Source organism: Streptomyces sp. NPDC006624 (assembly GCF_040611555.1).
GTDB lineage: Bacteria > Actinomycetota > Actinomycetes > Streptomycetales > Streptomycetaceae > Streptomyces.
This window is the reverse complement of record NZ_JBEXOM010000019.1, coordinates 84,828-99,618: the sequence shown is the minus strand read 5'-3', so window position 1 is coordinate 99,618 and position 14,791 is coordinate 84,828. Positions and strand designations below refer to the sequence as shown.

Annotated in this window: 14 protein-coding genes; 7 read left to right on the top strand and 7 right to left on the bottom strand. The window is 73.5% G+C overall.

Going from position 1 to position 14,791, the window contains the following annotated elements; genetic code table 11:
* Window positions 1-130 precede the first annotated feature (130 nt).
* Both ABZY20_RS29070 and ABZY20_RS29065 read right to left on the bottom strand, forming a co-directional pair.
* Window positions 131-1,549, bottom strand: coding sequence for a HEAT repeat domain-containing protein (locus ABZY20_RS29070; protein ID WP_356445176.1), 1,419 nt, complete (start codon window positions 1,547-1,549; stop codon window positions 131-133).
* 300 nt (window positions 1,550-1,849) lie between these two features.
* Entirely contained in the window at window positions 1,850-2,242 is a 393-nt protein-coding gene (locus ABZY20_RS29065) for an ankyrin repeat domain-containing protein (protein WP_356445174.1), read from the bottom strand.
* A gap of 298 nt (window positions 2,243-2,540) precedes the next feature.
* Here ABZY20_RS29065 and ABZY20_RS29060 point away from each other — a divergent pair, with 298 nt between their 5' ends.
* Together ABZY20_RS29060 and ABZY20_RS29055 are read left to right on the top strand one after the other, a co-directional pair.
* Window positions 2,541-2,735 (top strand): hypothetical protein, encoded by a 195-nt coding sequence (locus tag ABZY20_RS29060; protein WP_030843336.1) that lies wholly within the window; start codon window positions 2,541-2,543, stop codon window positions 2,733-2,735.
* Window positions 2,736-2,787: 52 nt separating this feature from the next.
* Window positions 2,788-4,683 carry a hypothetical protein gene (locus ABZY20_RS29055; protein WP_356445172.1) on the top strand — a complete coding sequence of 632 codons (1,896 nt, stop codon included), beginning with the start codon at window positions 2,788-2,790 and terminating at the stop codon, window positions 4,681-4,683.
* Window positions 4,684-4,724: 41 nt separating this feature from the next.
* On the opposite strand, the gene ABZY20_RS29050 is transcribed toward ABZY20_RS29055, so the two are convergent.
* On the bottom strand, window positions 4,725-6,224 hold the full coding sequence (locus tag ABZY20_RS29050) for a PLP-dependent aminotransferase family protein (RefSeq protein ID WP_356445170.1): 1,500 nt from the start codon (window positions 6,222-6,224) through the stop codon (window positions 4,725-4,727).
* Between the two features lie 100 nt (window positions 6,225-6,324).
* On the opposite strand from ABZY20_RS29050, the gene ABZY20_RS29045 reads away from it, so the two are divergent.
* From ABZY20_RS29045 to ABZY20_RS29030, 4 genes are all read left to right on the top strand, one after another.
* Window positions 6,325-6,978: a hypothetical protein gene (locus tag ABZY20_RS29045; RefSeq protein ID WP_356445169.1), complete on the top strand. Its 654-nt coding sequence runs from the start codon at window positions 6,325-6,327 to the stop codon at window positions 6,976-6,978.
* Complete coding sequence (locus ABZY20_RS29040) at window positions 6,975-7,742, top strand: glycerophosphodiester phosphodiesterase (RefSeq protein WP_356445167.1); 768 nt, start codon at window positions 6,975-6,977, stop codon at window positions 7,740-7,742. Before ABZY20_RS29045 ends, ABZY20_RS29040 begins: the two co-directional genes overlap by 4 nt.
* Before the next feature lie 48 nt (window positions 7,743-7,790).
* Window positions 7,791-9,134: an MFS transporter gene (locus ABZY20_RS29035; RefSeq protein WP_356445165.1), complete on the top strand. Its 1,344-nt coding sequence runs from the start codon at window positions 7,791-7,793 to the stop codon at window positions 9,132-9,134.
* A gap of 266 nt (window positions 9,135-9,400) precedes the next feature.
* Window positions 9,401-9,775 (top strand): RNA polymerase-binding protein RbpA, encoded by a 375-nt coding sequence (locus tag ABZY20_RS29030; RefSeq protein WP_003977404.1) that lies wholly within the window; start codon window positions 9,401-9,403, stop codon window positions 9,773-9,775.
* A gap of 122 nt (window positions 9,776-9,897) precedes the next feature.
* On the opposite strand, the gene fxsA is transcribed toward ABZY20_RS29030, so the two are convergent.
* From fxsA to ABZY20_RS29010, 4 genes are all read right to left on the bottom strand, one after another.
* Window positions 9,898-10,479, bottom strand: coding sequence for an FxsA family membrane protein (gene fxsA, locus ABZY20_RS29025; RefSeq protein ID WP_356445163.1), 582 nt, complete (start codon window positions 10,477-10,479; stop codon window positions 9,898-9,900).
* Between the two features lie 82 nt (window positions 10,480-10,561).
* Complete coding sequence (locus ABZY20_RS29020) at window positions 10,562-11,365, bottom strand: polyprenol monophosphomannose synthase (protein ID WP_356445161.1); 804 nt, start codon at window positions 11,363-11,365, stop codon at window positions 10,562-10,564.
* Window positions 11,366-11,889: 524 nt separating this feature from the next.
* Window positions 11,890-13,491: an amidohydrolase gene (locus ABZY20_RS29015; RefSeq protein ID WP_356445159.1), complete on the bottom strand. Its 1,602-nt coding sequence runs from the start codon at window positions 13,489-13,491 to the stop codon at window positions 11,890-11,892.
* An 85-nt stretch (window positions 13,492-13,576) separates the two neighbouring features.
* Window positions 13,577-14,017, bottom strand: coding sequence for an Lrp/AsnC family transcriptional regulator (locus tag ABZY20_RS29010; protein ID WP_006136660.1), 441 nt, complete (start codon window positions 14,015-14,017; stop codon window positions 13,577-13,579).
* A 270-nt stretch (window positions 14,018-14,287) separates the two neighbouring features.
* Between ABZY20_RS29010 and ABZY20_RS29005 the strand changes: the two genes are divergently transcribed.
* Window positions 14,288-14,722, top strand: a complete 435-nt coding sequence (locus tag ABZY20_RS29005; protein ID WP_356445157.1) for a hypothetical protein — start codon at window positions 14,288-14,290, stop codon at window positions 14,720-14,722.
* Window positions 14,723-14,791: the final 69 nt, after the last annotated feature.

Sequence of the window (14,791 nt, the reverse complement as noted above, 5' to 3'; positions counted from 1 at the left end):
GAGGAACGTCCCATGAGCGTTCCGAGGCGCACCCGCGCAGGTCAGGCGGTGTCCACGCCCTCCTGACCGGCCAGTCGCCCCCTGTTCACCTCGGCGGCCCGGATCCGCCCCGGCAGCATCGCGCAGGGGGTCACACCGCGGTCTCCCCGGGCCCGATCCGGCTGCGTACGGCCGTCTGCACCTCGTCCTCCTCGGCCGGGTCGGCGGCGAGCCGGCGCAGTCGCTCGACGACGCGGGCGTCTCCGGTCTCGGCGTGCCGGGCGGCGAGTTCGCGGGTGGTCTCCTCGCAGTCCCACAGGCACTCGACGGCGAAGCCGGTGGCGAAGGAGGGGTCGGTGGCGGCGAGGGCGCGTGCGGCCCGGCCGCGCAGGTGGGAGGAGGCGGTCTCGCGGTAGACGTGGCGCAGGACGGGGGCCGCGCAGGCGATGCCGAGCCGTCCGGTGCCGTCGACGAGGGTCCACAGGGTCTGCGCGTCGGGGCCCTCGCCCCGTACGGCCTCGCGGAGCGCGGCGAGGACAAGGTCGCGATCCCGCGCCCCGCCCCGGCAGGCGAGGACGCGTCCGGCGGCGGCGCCGAGCGCGTCGGGGCGCCGGGCCCAGCCGCGGGCCCGGTCGACGGCGGCGAGGGAGCGCATCCGTTCGAAGGCGTCGACGGCGGCGTCCACGACGACGGTCGAGCCGGTGGCCACGGCGCCCTCGATCAGGTCGAGGGCGGCGGGATCGCCCGCGTCGGCGAGGTAGCGCAGGGCCGTGCAGCGGGCTCCGTCGGTGCCGTCCTGGGCGGCCCGGACGATCTCGGCCCGGTCCTCGGGGCCCGCGACGGCGGTGAGACATCGGGCCGCCGGCACATGGAGCGCGGCGCCCCGGTCGAAGCCCTGCTGGGCCCATTCGAAGACGGCCCGCACGCTCCACCCGGGGCGGGGTCCGGCCGGCCGCATCTGCCGCTGCCAGCGGTCGAAACAGCCGGTCTCATGAGCGGCACGCACGCGCGTGGCCACCGATGGGCGCGGATCCTCGGCCCACAACCGCCACGGGCGGGGCTCGAAGGCGTCCCGGACGGCCGCGGCCAGCTCGGCGTCGCCCTCCGGACCGGCCGGGAAGCGGGCGAGCACGGGGGCGGCGAGGGCACGCAGGCCCGCGTCGTCGTCCCGCAGGGCCAGTTCGTCGAGGGCCCAGGCCCAGTTGGAGCCGTGGGCGGCGTACCTGCGCAGCAGTTCGAGCGCGTCCCGCCTGCCGTAGGAGGCGAGGTGCCCGAGGACGGCGAGGGCGAGTCCGGTGCGCGACTCGTCCGTGTCGAGGACGTCCTGGGCGTCGAAGAGATGGGCCTCGACCTCGTCCAGCTCGCCGTTCAGGTCGAGGTAGAGGCGGGCGTAGTAGAGGGAGCGGTTCTCCACCTGCCAGTCGTGGCGGGGATCGCGCAGCACGCAGTGGTTCAGCGCCGCGAGCGCCTCGGGACGCGGGGCGGTGAGCGCGTGCAGCGTGCCGTCGCCGCGGCCCCGCTGGAGCAGGCCGAGCAGCGTACCGCTGGGCGCTATGACCGGATCGAACATGGGAAACAGCCTCACATCAAGCGTCGACGCAACCGGGGACGTGAACTACCTGGCCGCGCGACAACACGTCGGAGTGCCCGCCGTTTCCTGCTTGCTGTAGACCATCTTCCTCTGCCTCTCGTCGGTGGCCCTTGCGGACCGCGTCACGGTCCGCGCGGTGCGGCAACACCTGCCCAACCATCACGTCCGTGAACCACGTCGTCATGATGACCCGGCGCTTCCGTCTGCCGCGACCGAAATTTCGGCGGCCCTGTACCGCCTCCCCCGTTGTGTGTGTCGTTGCAGGTCAGACCGGTCGGCTCAGTTCCCGCCGAACAGTTCGAGCAGTTCCGTCCGGCCGAACATCCGGGCCGTGTCGACGGCCGACGGCGTGCCGGCGGACGGGTCGGCGCCGCCTTCCAGGAGGGCCTTGATCACGTCCGTCTCGCCCTTGAAGACGGCTCCGGCGAGCGGGGTCTGGCCGCGGTCGTTCACCCGGTCGGCCTCGGCGCCGCGGGCGAGCAGCGCCCGTACCGCCTCGGAGTGGCCGTGATAGGCGGCGAGCATCACGAGCGAGTCGCCGCGGTCGTTGGTGAGGTCGGCGGGGACACCCGCGTCGACGTACGCCACGAGTTCCCCGGTCCGTCCCCGCCGGGCCAGATCGAAGATCCTGGTCGCCAGCTCCACGACCTCGGGGTCGGGGACTTCGGTCATCGTCCGGACCGCCTCTCCAGTGCGCGTCAGTCGGGTGCGTACGCCTGCGGGTGGCGCAGCCGTACGAGTGAATCGCCAGGGTACTGGCTCGCGCCGCACATGACCCGATGTGCCCGAGGTAAAGATCACCGCAGACCCGGCGAAGCGCAACAGCCCAGCTCAACCCGGGTCAGGGACCGCTCCGCCGACTGGGGGAAATCGTCCAGTTTTAACCCAGTTGCACCTTTTATCGTATGGATACATCCTGTGAGCCTGGAAGTACTCATGGTGACTGTCCCCGCAAACCAGGAGAACTCAAATGATCCTCTCGATCTCAGGCGTGGTCCTGCTCGGCATCGTCGTCTTCATCTTCTTCCGCAAGGACGGCCTGAAGGCCTCGCACGCGGTGGTGGCGATGCTCTTCGGCTTCTACCTGGCGAGCACGGCCATCGCCCCGAGCATCAAGGCGGGCGGCGAGAGCCTGGCGAGCCTCCTCGGCGGCATCAAGTTCTGACGACCCCCCACCCCGTACGCATCCCGCCCACAGGCACCTTCTGGAGGCAGCAGTGGCCCGGCGCCCCCTCCCCCGCATCCTGAGCAACGGCAGCGCGCAGCTCGCCCGGAGCCGGGAGCTGGCCCGGACGGCCGCCGACGGCGCCACGGACGTCCTCCACCCGCTGATCACGATCGCGCGGGGTCTGCGCCGGCTGGCAGCGGCCGGACGGCGCAGATGGACCGAGACCCCGAAGGAGAAACGGGGGGCGCTGCTGTTCCTGGCGGCCTCCGTGATCCTGGTCGTGGCGCTGGTGCCGTACGGGCCGCTGCTCGCCGCCATCACCCTGATGGCGGCGGCGGCCTGGCAGGGCCGGGACCGCTCCCCGGGGGCGTCCGACGGGCCCGACGAGCCGCAGACCGAGCGCCTGAAGTCCCTGTACGAGGCGCTCGTGCCGTACTTCTCCTCCGCCGACGACCCGGAGCCGCTGTACGCCCACGGGGGCGCGTGGGACAAGGTCTTCCCCACCTACTCCTTCGACGGCGGCGGCCGCGTCTCCCACCTCGTGGTCCGCTACCCGGCGTACTTCACCGACGGCGAGGCCGAGGCCCGGACCCGGATCGAGCACCTCCTCGTGGCCAAGTCGGGCCGGGGCCGCGAGTACCACTTCGTCTGGGACGAGGAGGGCAACCAGCTGACGGCCGACGTCCTGCCGCCGCTCCCCGTCGACATCACCGCCCAGCGTTTCGTCACCACCCCCGGCGAGACGGTCCTCGGCTTCACCGACGCGACCCGGGTCCGCCGCACGCTGCCCCTCACCCACGGGGGCCGGCAGCGCGACGTGCCCCCGGTCGTCTGGCGCACGGGTCTGCGCTCCACCGAGCCGCACCTGCTCGCCCTCGGCCAGCCCGGCAGCGGCACCTCCACCCTGCTGCGGTCGATCGCCCTGCAGGCCCTCCAGCACGGCGACGTGGTGATCGTCGACGGCGGCGGCACCGGCGAGTACGCCTGCCTCACCGGCCGGGACGGCGTCCTGGCGGTCGAGTGCGGGCTCGCCGGGGCGACGGCGAGCCTGGAGTGGGCCGCGACCGAGACGGAGCGCCGTCTCATCGCCGCGAACCGGGCCCACCAGGCGGGCCACCCGCCGCCCGACGACACCAAGCGCCCGCTGTGGATCCTGCTGGACCGCCCCACCGCGTTCACCCACCTGGCCGCCGCGGCCGAGGAGGACCGCAAGGATCCGCAGGCGCTCCTCCAGGTCCCCCTCCGGCACGGCCGCCCGGCCAACGTGACGGTGGTGGTGGCCGACCAGCTGGACAGCCTCGAATCACTCAGCGAACCGGTACGCCGCCACACGCGGGCGCGCGTGCTGCTCGGCCCGGCGACGGCGGGCCAGATCGAGTCGGTCCTGGGCGCGCCCCCGCACACCACCCCCGTCGACGAGGTCCCGCCCGGCCGCGGCTACGCCCGCCTGGGCACGGGCCCGGTCCACCGCGTCCAGGTCCCCGCCACCCCGAACCCCTACGACGACGCGACGCCCGACGCCCACCGCGAGGCGGTGCTGGCCCTCCTGCCGCCGCGCACGACCCCGGCGGACGGCGAGACGGTCCCGGACCCGGCACCGGCGTCGGCTGCGGCATCGGCGGACCTGGAAGCGGAACCGGAGGAGGCGCTCACCGAGACTCCGGAGGAGGCGCTCACCGAGACGTCGGAGGCGGCACAGGCACCGGATCCCGACCGTGGTCCGGAACCGGTCCTGACCAAGGACCCCCTGCCGGACCCGGCGCCGGTCCTGACCGAGGAGCCCTTCCCGGACCCCGCGCCGGTCCTCGCCAAGGAGCCCCTCCCGGACCCCGCGCCGGTCCTGACCAAAGAGCCCCGCCCCGACCCGGTACCGGTCCTCACGAGGGAGCCCCTGCCCGACCCGGTGCCGGTGCTCACCAAGCCGACGGAAGCGAAGTCGAACTAACCAGGGCAACGTGGCCCGGATCGCCTAACCGCCGGACGTCCTCAGGCCACGAACGAGCGCGGCGCCTCCGCGCCGCCCACCCCGCCGCTCTCCACCAGCGAGGCCGCCGCGGCCAGCCGCACCGCCGCCTCCTCGGCCACCGCCCCGCCCACGGTGAACGGCAGCCGCACGTATCCCTCGAACGCCCCGTCCACCCCGAACCGCGGCCCGGACGGCACCCGCACGCCCACACGCTCCCCCGCCTCCGCGAGCCGCGACCCGGAGAGGCCCCCGGTGCGCACCCACAGCGTCAGGCCGCCCCGGGGCACCTCGAACTCCCACCCGGGCAGCGCCCGGCGCACAGCGGCGACCAGCTCGTCGCGGTTCTGCCGCGCCTGCTCCCGCCGCACCTCCACGGCCTGCTCCCATCCGCCGGTGCCGAAAAGCCAGTTGACGGCCAGCTGCTCCAGCACCGGCGTGCCGAGGTCGGCGTAGGCGCGCGCCGCGACCAGGGAGCGGATCACGTCGGGCGCGGCCCGCACCCAGCCGATCCGCATGCCGGCCCAGAACGCCTTGCTCGCCGACCCGACCGTGATCACGGTGGACCCGGCCGGGTCGAAGGCGCACACCGGCCGCGGCATCCGCACGTCCGGGTCGAGCCACAGCTCGGTCATCGTCTCGTCGGCGATCAGCACGGTCCCCGCGGACCGCGCCGAGTCCACCAGCCGCCGCCGCTGGTCCTCGTCGGCGAGCGCGCCGGTGGGGTTGTGGAAGTCGGCGACGACGTACGCGATGCGCGGCGCGGCGTCGCGCAGCACCTGCCGCCAGCGGTCCATGTCCCACCCGGCGAGTCCCTCGGCCATCGCCACGGGCACCAGGCGCGCCCCGGCCTCCCGCATCAGCTGCAGGATGTTGGCGTACGAGGGCGACTCGACGGCGATGCGCTCGCCCCGGCCGCCGAACAGATGGCAGATCGCGTCGATGGCGCCCATCGCCCCGGTCGTCACCATGATCTGCTCGGGCATGGTCGGGATCCCGCGCGCGGTGTAGCGCTCGGCGATCATGGAACGCAGCGCGGGCAGCCCGGCGGGGTAGTCGCCGTGCGTGTGGGCGTAGGGCGGCAGTTCCTCCAGGGCGCCCTGGACCGCCCGGGTCAGCCACGGCTCGGGCGCGGGCAGCGCGGCGCAGCCGAGGTCGATCATCGAGCCGAGGGCCTCCGGCGGCAGGGGCTCCAGCCCCCGGGCGGGCAGCGGGTTCCCGGCGGGTACGGCCGTCCAGCTGCCGGCGCCCCGGCGCGACTCCAGGAATCCCTCGCCGCGCAGCGCCTCGTAGGCGGCGGCCACCGTCGTGCGGCTGACGGAGAGGGAGAGGGCCAGTTCCCGCTCGGCGGGCAGCCGGGCGGCCACCGGTACGCGGCCTTCGAGCACCAGCAGCCGGATGCCGTCGGCGAGCGCGCGGTAGGCGGGCGGGCGGCGGGTGCCGGGCCCGGCCGGCCGGTCCTGCTGGGACTTGAGCAGCCGGGCGAGCTGCGCCGCACCCACGGCTGAGGTCCACTGCGCCATCGGAATCAGTCCACCTTCCCCGGATTGGCCCTGGATGGCCTCTCCATCCAAGCCACAGGGTGTCATGCGGCAGTCCACAACCACCACAGGGGGGCACATCATGTCCACGCGGGGGAGTCTCGCCCGGCGGCTGATCCAGCTCTACGCCGGTCTCGCTCTGTACGGGGCGAGTTCGGCGCTGCTCGTCCGGTCCGGGCTGGGGCTGGAACCGTGGAACGTGCTGCACCAGGGCCTCGCCGAGCGCACGGGGCTGTCGATCGGCGTCGTCCTGACGATCGTGGGCGCCGCGGTGCTGCTGGCATGGATCCCGCTGCGCCAGCGGCCCGGCCTGGGGACGATCTCCAACGTCCTGGTCATCGGCATGGCGATGGACGCGACGCTGGCTCTGGTCCCCGACGCGCACGGCTGGGTGCTCCGCGTGTCGCTGATGGCGGCGGGGATCGTGCTGAACGGCGCGGCGACCGGCCTGTACATAGCGGCCCGCTTCGGCCCGGGCCCGCGCGACGGCCTCATGACCGGCCTGCACCAGGTCACCGGCGTCTCGGTCCGCCTGGTGCGCACGGGCATCGAGCTCACCGTCGTGGCGACCGGCTTCGCCCTGGGCGGCACGGTCGGGGCCGGCACCCTCCTGTACGCGGTGGCGATCGGCCCGCTCGCCCAGCTGTTCCTGCGCGTGTTCGCCGTCCCCCCGGCACCCGGCGGCAGCACGGTCGTTGCCGCCGGTCAACCCCGAGGAGCGATACTGCGTCCGTGAGCTCACGGACCCGCCACCCCTACCTGGACCATCCCGGCCCGATCCCCTTCGCGCACCGGGGCGGGGCGGCGGACGGCCTGGAGAACACCGTGCGGCAGTTCCGGGCCGCCGTGGCGGCGGGCTACCGGTACATCGAGACGGACGTCCACGCCACGCGGGACGGCCGTCTGGTCGCCTTCCACGACGCGACCCTGGACCGGGTGACGGACGGGGCGGGCCCGATCGCGGGGCTGCCGTGGCAGGAGGTGCGCCGCGCGCGCGTGGGGGGCGTCGAGCCGGTACCGCTCTTCGAGGAGCTGCTGGAGACCTTCCCCGGGGTGCGCTGGAACGTCGACGTGAAGGCGGAGGCCGCGCTGCTGCCCTTCCTGGACCTCGTGGAGCGGACGAACTCCTGGGACCGGATCTGCCTCGGCTCGTTCTCCGAGGCCCGTTTGGTGCGCGCCCAGCGGCTGGCGGGCCCGCGCCTGGCCACGTCGTACGGCACGCGGGGCGTGCTCGGTCTGCGGCTGCGTTCCTGGGGACTGCCGGCGGCGGTGCGCCGTTCGGCCGTCGCGGCCCAGGTACCGGAGGTGCAGTCCGGCATCCACGTCGTGGACCGGCGCTTCCTGCACACCGCCCACGCGCGCGGGCTCCAGGTGCACGTGTGGACCGTCAACGACGCGGCGAGCATGCACCGGCTCCTGGACCTCGGAGTGGATGGCATCATGACCGATCACATCGACACGTTGCGCAAGGTCATGGAGGACCGCGGCGTCTGGGTCTGACGCCCGGGCACGGTGCCTTCGCGCGCTCACGGGGAAGCGAGGGCACGGGTGGGCACCGACACCCTGCGGACACCGCCCGCCGACGGGGCGGACCTCAGGCGCGAGCAGCGCGGCTGGTACTTCTACGACTGGGCGTGCTCCGTCTACTCGACGAGCGTGCTCACCGTCTTCCTCGGTCCCTACCTGACGTCGGTCGCCGAGTCGGCCGCCGACGCCGACGGGTACGTCCACCCGCTGGGCATCCCGGTGCGTGCCGGGGCCTTCTTCGCCTACTCGGTGTCCCTGTCGGTGGTCGTGGCGGTCCTGGTGATGCCCCTGGTGGGCGCGGCGGCCGACCGCACCGGACGCAAGAAGCCCCTGCTCGCGGCCGCCGCCTACCTCGGTGCCACGGCCACGGCCGCCATGTTCTTCCTGGACGGCGACCGCTACCTGCTCGGCGGCGCCCTCCTGGTCGTGGCGAACGCCGCCCAGTCCGTGGCGATGATGCTGTACAACTCCTACCTGCCGCAGATCGCCCCGCCCGAGCAGCGGGACGCGGTGTCCTCGCGCGGCTGGGCCTTCGGCTACGCGGCGGGCTCCCTGGTGCTGGTCGGCAACCTCGTCCTCTACACCGGGCACGACGGCTTCGGCCTCTCGGAGAGCATGGCGGTCCGCATCTGCCTCGCGTCGGCCGGCCTGTGGTGGGGCGCCTTCGCCCTGATCCCGCTGACCCGGCTGCGCGACCGCAGGTCCGCCGCGCGGGAGGCGGCCCTCCCGGGCTTCCGGCAGCTCGCCGCGACCGTCCGCGACATGCGCCGCCACCCGCTGACCCTCGCCTTCCTGCTCGCCTACCTCGTCTACAACGACGGCATCCAGACGGTGATCTCCCAGGCCTCCGTCTACGGCTCCCAGGAACTCGGCCTCGGGCAGTCCACCCTGATCGGCGCCATCCTGCTCGTGCAGGTCCTGGCGGTGGCCGGAGCGCTGACGATGGGCCGGCTGGCCCGCAGGTACGGGGCCAAGCGCACGATCCTCGGTTCGCTGATCGCCTGGACGGGGACGCTCGCGGCCGGTTTCTTCCTGCCGGCCGGGGCGCCGATGTGGTTCTTCGTCCTGGCCGCCGGGATCGGCCTGGTCCTCGGCGGCAGCCAGGCGCTGTCCCGCTCCCTGTTCTCGCATCTCGTCCCGCCGGGCAAGGAGGCCGAGTACTTCTCCGCGTACGAGATGAGCGACCGCGGGATGAGCTGGCTGGGGCCGCTGCTTTTCGGGCTCACGTACCAGCTGACCGGGAGCTACCGGGACGCGATCATCTCGCTGGTGGCCTTCTTCGTGCTGGGATTCGTCCTGCTCGCGCGGGTCCCGGTGCGGCGTGCGATCGAAGAAGCGGGGAACCCGGTTCCCGAAAGGATTTAGCACTCGACGCGAAAGGGCTGTAGTGTACGCGTTTGGCCTGCCAGGCGTACCGTTACTGCGCGTCAAAGATGCCGAAACGCTGGGTTACATCTGCTAGCAGATGTGACAAACCGGGCGCTGGTGGGTACAACAAGGGCGGCTACGACGGCGACGCATGACCCGGAACGGGACTCGGAACGGGAATCTTTACCGCCGACCGGACGTTGACCGGATGACGACGACAGCGACACCTGTCCTGTGGGCGACAAGCCCGGGAGGCACGATTCATGAGTGAGCGAGCTCTTCGCGGCACGCGCCTCGTGGTGACCAGCTACGAGACGGACCGCGGCATCGACCTGGCCCCGCGCCAGGCCGTGGAGTACGCATGCGAGAAGGGGCACCGCTTCGAGATGCCCTTCTCGGTCGAGGCGGAGATCCCGCCGGAGTGGGAGTGCAAGGTCTGCGGGGCCCAGGCACTCCTGGTGGACGGCGACGGCCCGGAAGAGAAGAAGGCCAAGCCCGCGCGTACGCATTGGGACATGCTGATGGAGCGGCGCACCCGTGAGGAACTCGAAGAGGTCCTCGAGGAGCGCCTGGCGGTTCTGCGCTCCGGTGCGATGAACATCGCTGTTCATCCCCGCGACAGCCGCAAGTCGGCGTAAGTCCCTCCAGGGACCCGGCCGAAGCAGCAGCGCGTCAGACGACCGCGGGCGCCGTACTCCGTGTACGGCGCCCGCGGTCGTCTGCGTGCCTGCATCCGCATCCCGGTGACCCCGGCGCGGCCTCAGTGCGTCAGCGGGGGACGCTGGTGCTGCTCCGGGCGGTCCGACGGCTCGTCCCTGATGACCTCGCCCTGGACGACCTTGCCGTCGGGCCGGCGCATCCGGGCCTGCTGGAAAGCGCCGCCCAGGGTGCCCGGGTCGACCTCGCGGAGCCTGCGCTCGAAGGCACGCTCGGCGGAGCGGCTCACGGCCTTCTGGACCGGGGGCAGCAGCAGGAGCAGCCCCACCGCGTCCGACACCAGGCCGGGGAGGATCAGGAGCAGACCGCCCAGCATCGTCAGGCCGTTGCCCTCGCTGTCCGGCCGGCGGCCCGCCTCGGGCATCACACCGCTCTGCTGCTGTTGCAGCGCCTCGGACAGCTTCCGGAAGGCGCGCCGCCCGGCCCGCTTGATCACCACCGAGCCGAGGGCGAGGCCCGCCAGCAGGATCAGCAGGACCACGAGCCCGTTCGTCGCGCTCGCGACCATCGTGAGCAGCCAGATCTCCAGCACGAGCCACGCGGCGAGCCCCAGCGGCAGGAACGTGCGCAGCCGGGAGCGCCGGGGCCGGGCGGGGGTCCTGGGGGTCTGAGCGCCAGTCGTCATACCTCCAGTGTGCCTGGCCCCGGCTCAGCGCGGGATAAGGCCACGATCAGCGGTTTCGGCACGGGGGCGGTCGTGCGCGCGGCTAGGGCTTCGCCGGCTTCGCGCCGCGACCGGTGACCTTGCCGACCCGCTCCCCCACGCCCCACGCCGTGACGCGCCACAGCGCCTCGACGAGGATGTCCCGGCTCATCTTGGAGTCGCCGAGCTCCCGCTCGACGAAGGTGATGGGCACCTCGACGACGTGGTAGCCGGCCCTGACCGCGCGGCGGGCGAGGTCGACCTGGAAGCAGTAGCCCTGGGAGGCGACGTCGTCGAGGCCGAGGCCCTCCAGGGTCTCGCGGCGGAAGGCCCGGTAGCCGCCGGTGATGTCGCGCAGCGGCAGGTCGAGCGCCAGCCGGGAGTACAGGCTGCCGCCCCGGGAGATCATCTCGCGGGACTTCGGCCAGTTGACCACCCGGCCGCCCGGCACCCAGCGTGAGCCCAGCACCAGGTCGGCGCCCTTGAGGGCGGTGAGCAGGCGGGGCAGTTCCTCCGGCTGGTGGGAGCCGTCGGCGTCCATCTCGACCAGGACGCCGTAGTCGCGCTCCAGGCCCCAGCGGAAGCCGGCGAGATAGGCGGCGCCCAGGCCTTCCTTGCCCTTGCGGTGCAGGACGTGGACGCGGTCGTCCTCGACGGCCAGTTCGTCGGCCAGCTTGCCCGTGCCGTCCGGGCTGTTGTCGTCGGCCACGAGCACGTGCGCCTCGGGGACGGCCTCCCGCACCCGGCCGACGACGCGCTTGATGTTCTCCGCCTCGTTGTAGGTCGGGATGATCACCAAGGCCGTGCCGAGCGGGCCGAACTTCCTCCCCTGGGCTCTTGCCGCCGGGGTTCCGTCGCCGTCGTTCACTGCTGCCCCTTCATGTCCGTACGCAGGGGTCCACCATAATGGCCCCCGCCTGCGCTGACGTGACAGGACGTTCGAATCGTGGTGTCGAATCCGCGGGCGGCGCGCCCGCGGGTGGGAACGTTCGGCGGATGGGGGCCCGGCGCCCTTCGGGCCGACCTGGGACCCGCTGGCTGCGGATCGACCGAAAGCCGTTGTCTACTGAGCGCCCGGGCCCCACCCGGGTCACACCTTCCCGACCGTCGGGAGCGTTCCCTCGGCGCTGCGCCGGCCTGAGCCTGGCGTCCAGTGGCGGTGCCCCGGTGCGGCACACCGTCCCTGACCCGGCGGTGCCGCGGCGAGTACGCGGACGGTCCCCGGTCGGGCGTCCGGTGGTGGACCCGGCCGAACCTACCGGCCCCCGGCTGTCGCCTGTCAACAGTCCTTCGACCTGCGCTTTGTCCGGCAAAGCGCAGGTCAGCGCGGAGGATGCGCAGGTCGCGTACCGGGGGTGCGGCGCGCGACTTCGTGCCCGCCGCACCCGTAGATCACTCGCCCGGCCGTACGAAGACCGTGCGTCCGCCCACCACGGTGCGCAGGCAGACGGGCAGGTCGGAGCCGGGGGTCAGGTCGGGCAGGCCCGGGGTGCCGGAGCGGGGGTCGGTCGACCAGCGGGCCACCCGGTCGTCCGGGGCCTGGACGACGAGTTCGCCGGTGCGCCACACGGCGTAGTCGGCGGGGGCGCCCGGTACCAGGACGCCCGCGTCGTCCCGTCCGACGGCCCGCCAGCCGCCGCGCGTGTGCGCCGTGAACGCGGCGCGCACGGAGACGCGGTGCTCCGGGGTGCGGTGGAAGGCGGCGGCGCGGACCGTGCCCCAGGGGTCGAGCGGGGTGACCGGGCTGTCGGAGCCGAACGCGAGTGGGACACCGGCCCGCAGCAGCGCCGCGAAGGGGTTCAGACCGCGGGCCCGTGCCGCGCCGAGCCGCTGCGCGTACATGCCGTCGTCGCCGCCCCAGAGGGCGTCGAAGGCGGGCTGCACGGAGGCGGTGAGGCCGAGTTCGGCGAAGGCGGCGACGGACTCGGGGGTGAGCATCTCGGCGTGCTCGACCCGGTGCCTCGCGGCCCGGATCCGGGCGAGGCCGAGCTTCTCGGCCGCGGCACGCACCCCCTCCACCACGGCGTCCACGGCCGCGTCCCCGATGGCGTGGAAACCGGCCTGGAGGCCCGCCTCGGTGCACGCCACGACGTGTGCGGCGACCGCGGCGGCGTCCAGATAGGCCCTGCCGGTGTGCGCGGCGTCGCTGTACGGCTGGTGCAGGCAGGCCGTGTGGGAGCCGAGGGCCCCGTCGACGAACAGGTCGCCCGCCGCGCCGAGGGCGCCCAGTTCGCGCGCCTTGGCGACGTCCCGCTCGGCCCAGTAGCCGACGACGCGCGGCCCGGGCTCCTGCGCGGCGAGGCGCAGCAGGCCGGTGAAGTCGTCCTGGGAGGAGATCTCCGGCCCGGCGCACTCGTGGATGCTGCCGATGCCGAGCGAGACGGCGTGCGCGAGGGCGGCCCGCTGCGCCTCTTCGCGCTGGCGAGGCGTGACGGCCCCGAACGCGGCGGCCCGGACGGCGTGGTGGGCGTCGGCCGTGAGCGGCCCGTCCTCGCGGCCGGCGTCGGGGACCAGGTCGAGCAGGGCCGTCGAGACGACCGCCGAGTGCACGTCGATGCGGCTGAGGTAGAGCGGCCGGTGCCCGGTGGCCTCGTCGAGTTCGGCCCGGGTCGGGGGCCGCCCGCCGGGCCAGCGCGCGGCGTCCCAGCCGTGCCCGAGCAGCACCCGGTCGCCGGGGCGGGCGGCGGCGAAGTCCCGTACGAGGGACAGGGCTGTCTCGAGGGAGTCGGCGTGCGACAGGTCGAGTCCGGTCAGGGCGAGGCCGGTGGCCGTGGTGTGCACATGCGCGTCGGTGAAGGCCGGTGTGACGAGCGCGCCGTCGAGGTCGACGACCTCGTCGACGCCCTCCGCGAACGCGTCGGCGGCCCCTTCGGAACCGACCCACGCGACCTGCCCCCGCTCGACGACCATCGCCGTGGCGAAGGGGTCGGCGGGACTGTGCACCTCACCGCGACGAAGCAGAACGGTCTTCGCCGACGCACTGGACTCACTCATGGAGGACAGTTTCACAGGCGGGCGTCCGGCACCCCGCAAAGGGGCGGGGGGAACGGCCCGACCGGTCGCGCCGGGGAGCCGGTGATCAGATCCTGGGCGGCCGTGCCTCGTACGGTGTGGACAGCACCACGGTGGTCCGGGTCGACACGCCCGCCAGCGACCGCACCCGGGCGAGCAGTTCCTCCAGTTCGTGCGGCGTGGCCACCCGCACCTTGAGGATGTAGTTCTCGTCCCCCGCCACGCTGTGGCAGGCCTCGATCTCCGGGACGCCGGCCAGCCGGTCCGCGATGTCGTCCGGCGCGCTCGGGTCGAACGGCTTCACCGAGATGAACGCCGTCATCGGCAGCCCCACGGCCTCCGGGTCGACGACCGCCGCATAGCCCCGGATGACCCCCCGCTGCTCCAGCCGCCGCACCCGCTGGTGCACGGCCGACGTGGACAAGCCCGTGGCCTTGCCCAGGTCGGTGTAGCTCATCCGCCCGTCCTTGACGAGCAGCTGCACGATCTGTCGGTCCAGCTCCTCCATGGCGCAAGAACCTACAGGGCCGCTGATCGCCTCCGATACCTCGGCCGCCGGGGCCATGTCCGGTTCGTGACACGGGCGGAAGGCGACCGCCGGACCTTACGGGGGGACAAACACGCCGGAGCGGGCACCTTCGAGTGGCATGTGACGAACGCCACACCCTTCGAACAGGCTCCGTGATGTTCTCGTGATTACCACCCAGGGGGGACGGGAAGTGCTTGCTGTGGTCGAGGCCGCAGCGCCTGAACGGCCCAGCCCGAGGGGGAGAACCCAATGCAGAGTCTTAAGCGCCCTGGCCGCACCGCGCCCAAGCGGCACCAGCTCGTCGTCGAGCCCGAGCCGGAGGGCGTCGAACCGGACGCCTTCGACGACGAACTCGACGCCTACGACACCTTCGAGATGTTCCGGGTCGTCTGCCCGGACTGCGCGCAGCCCATCGCCCTCCTGGCGGACGAGGAGGTGCTGCCGGAGCACGCGCTGTGCGCCTCGCCGTGGAACCCGTTCGGCCTCACGGTCTGTGCCGGAACCGGCCGCAGGGCCGGCGACGCCCGCCCCGCGGACGAGTCGGTGGAGCCGCAGGAGCAGGACACCGCCCTGCTGCTGACGCTCCCCCAGGGGCTCGACTGGCGGACCCAGCCCTTCTCGCACGTCGGCGGACCGGGTTCACGCCCCCTCAGGGTCCCCGTGATGCGCCGCCAGGCGGCCTGAGCCCGGGTCTCACCGCCCGCTCGCTCCACTCCAGCGACTGACCCGCGCCACGGACGGCGGACCGCCGTG

Coding starts and splice junctions, on each gene's coding strand:
- fxsA (WP_356445163.1), bottom strand. CDS start 10,479: ATGACGACTGGCGCTCAGACCCCCAGGACCCCCGCCCGGCCCCGGCGC.
- ABZY20_RS29030 (WP_003977404.1), top strand. CDS start 9,401: ATGAGTGAGCGAGCTCTTCGCGGCACGCGCCTCGTGGTGACCAGCTAC.
- ABZY20_RS29045 (WP_356445169.1), top strand. CDS start 6,325: ATGTCCACGCGGGGGAGTCTCGCCCGGCGGCTGATCCAGCTCTACGCC.
- ABZY20_RS29065 (WP_356445174.1), bottom strand. CDS start 2,242: ATGACCGAAGTCCCCGACCCCGAGGTCGTGGAGCTGGCGACCAGGATC.
- ABZY20_RS29010 (WP_006136660.1), bottom strand. CDS start 14,017: ATGGAGGAGCTGGACCGACAGATCGTGCAGCTGCTCGTCAAGGACGGG.
- ABZY20_RS29050 (WP_356445170.1), bottom strand. CDS start 6,224: ATGGCGCAGTGGACCTCAGCCGTGGGTGCGGCGCAGCTCGCCCGGCTG.
- ABZY20_RS29015 (WP_356445159.1), bottom strand. CDS start 13,491: ATGAGTGAGTCCAGTGCGTCGGCGAAGACCGTTCTGCTTCGTCGCGGT.
- ABZY20_RS29060 (WP_030843336.1), top strand. CDS start 2,541: ATGATCCTCTCGATCTCAGGCGTGGTCCTGCTCGGCATCGTCGTCTTC.
- ABZY20_RS29070 (WP_356445176.1), bottom strand. CDS start 1,549: ATGTTCGATCCGGTCATAGCGCCCAGCGGTACGCTGCTCGGCCTGCTC.
- ABZY20_RS29005 (WP_356445157.1), top strand. CDS start 14,288: ATGCAGAGTCTTAAGCGCCCTGGCCGCACCGCGCCCAAGCGGCACCAG.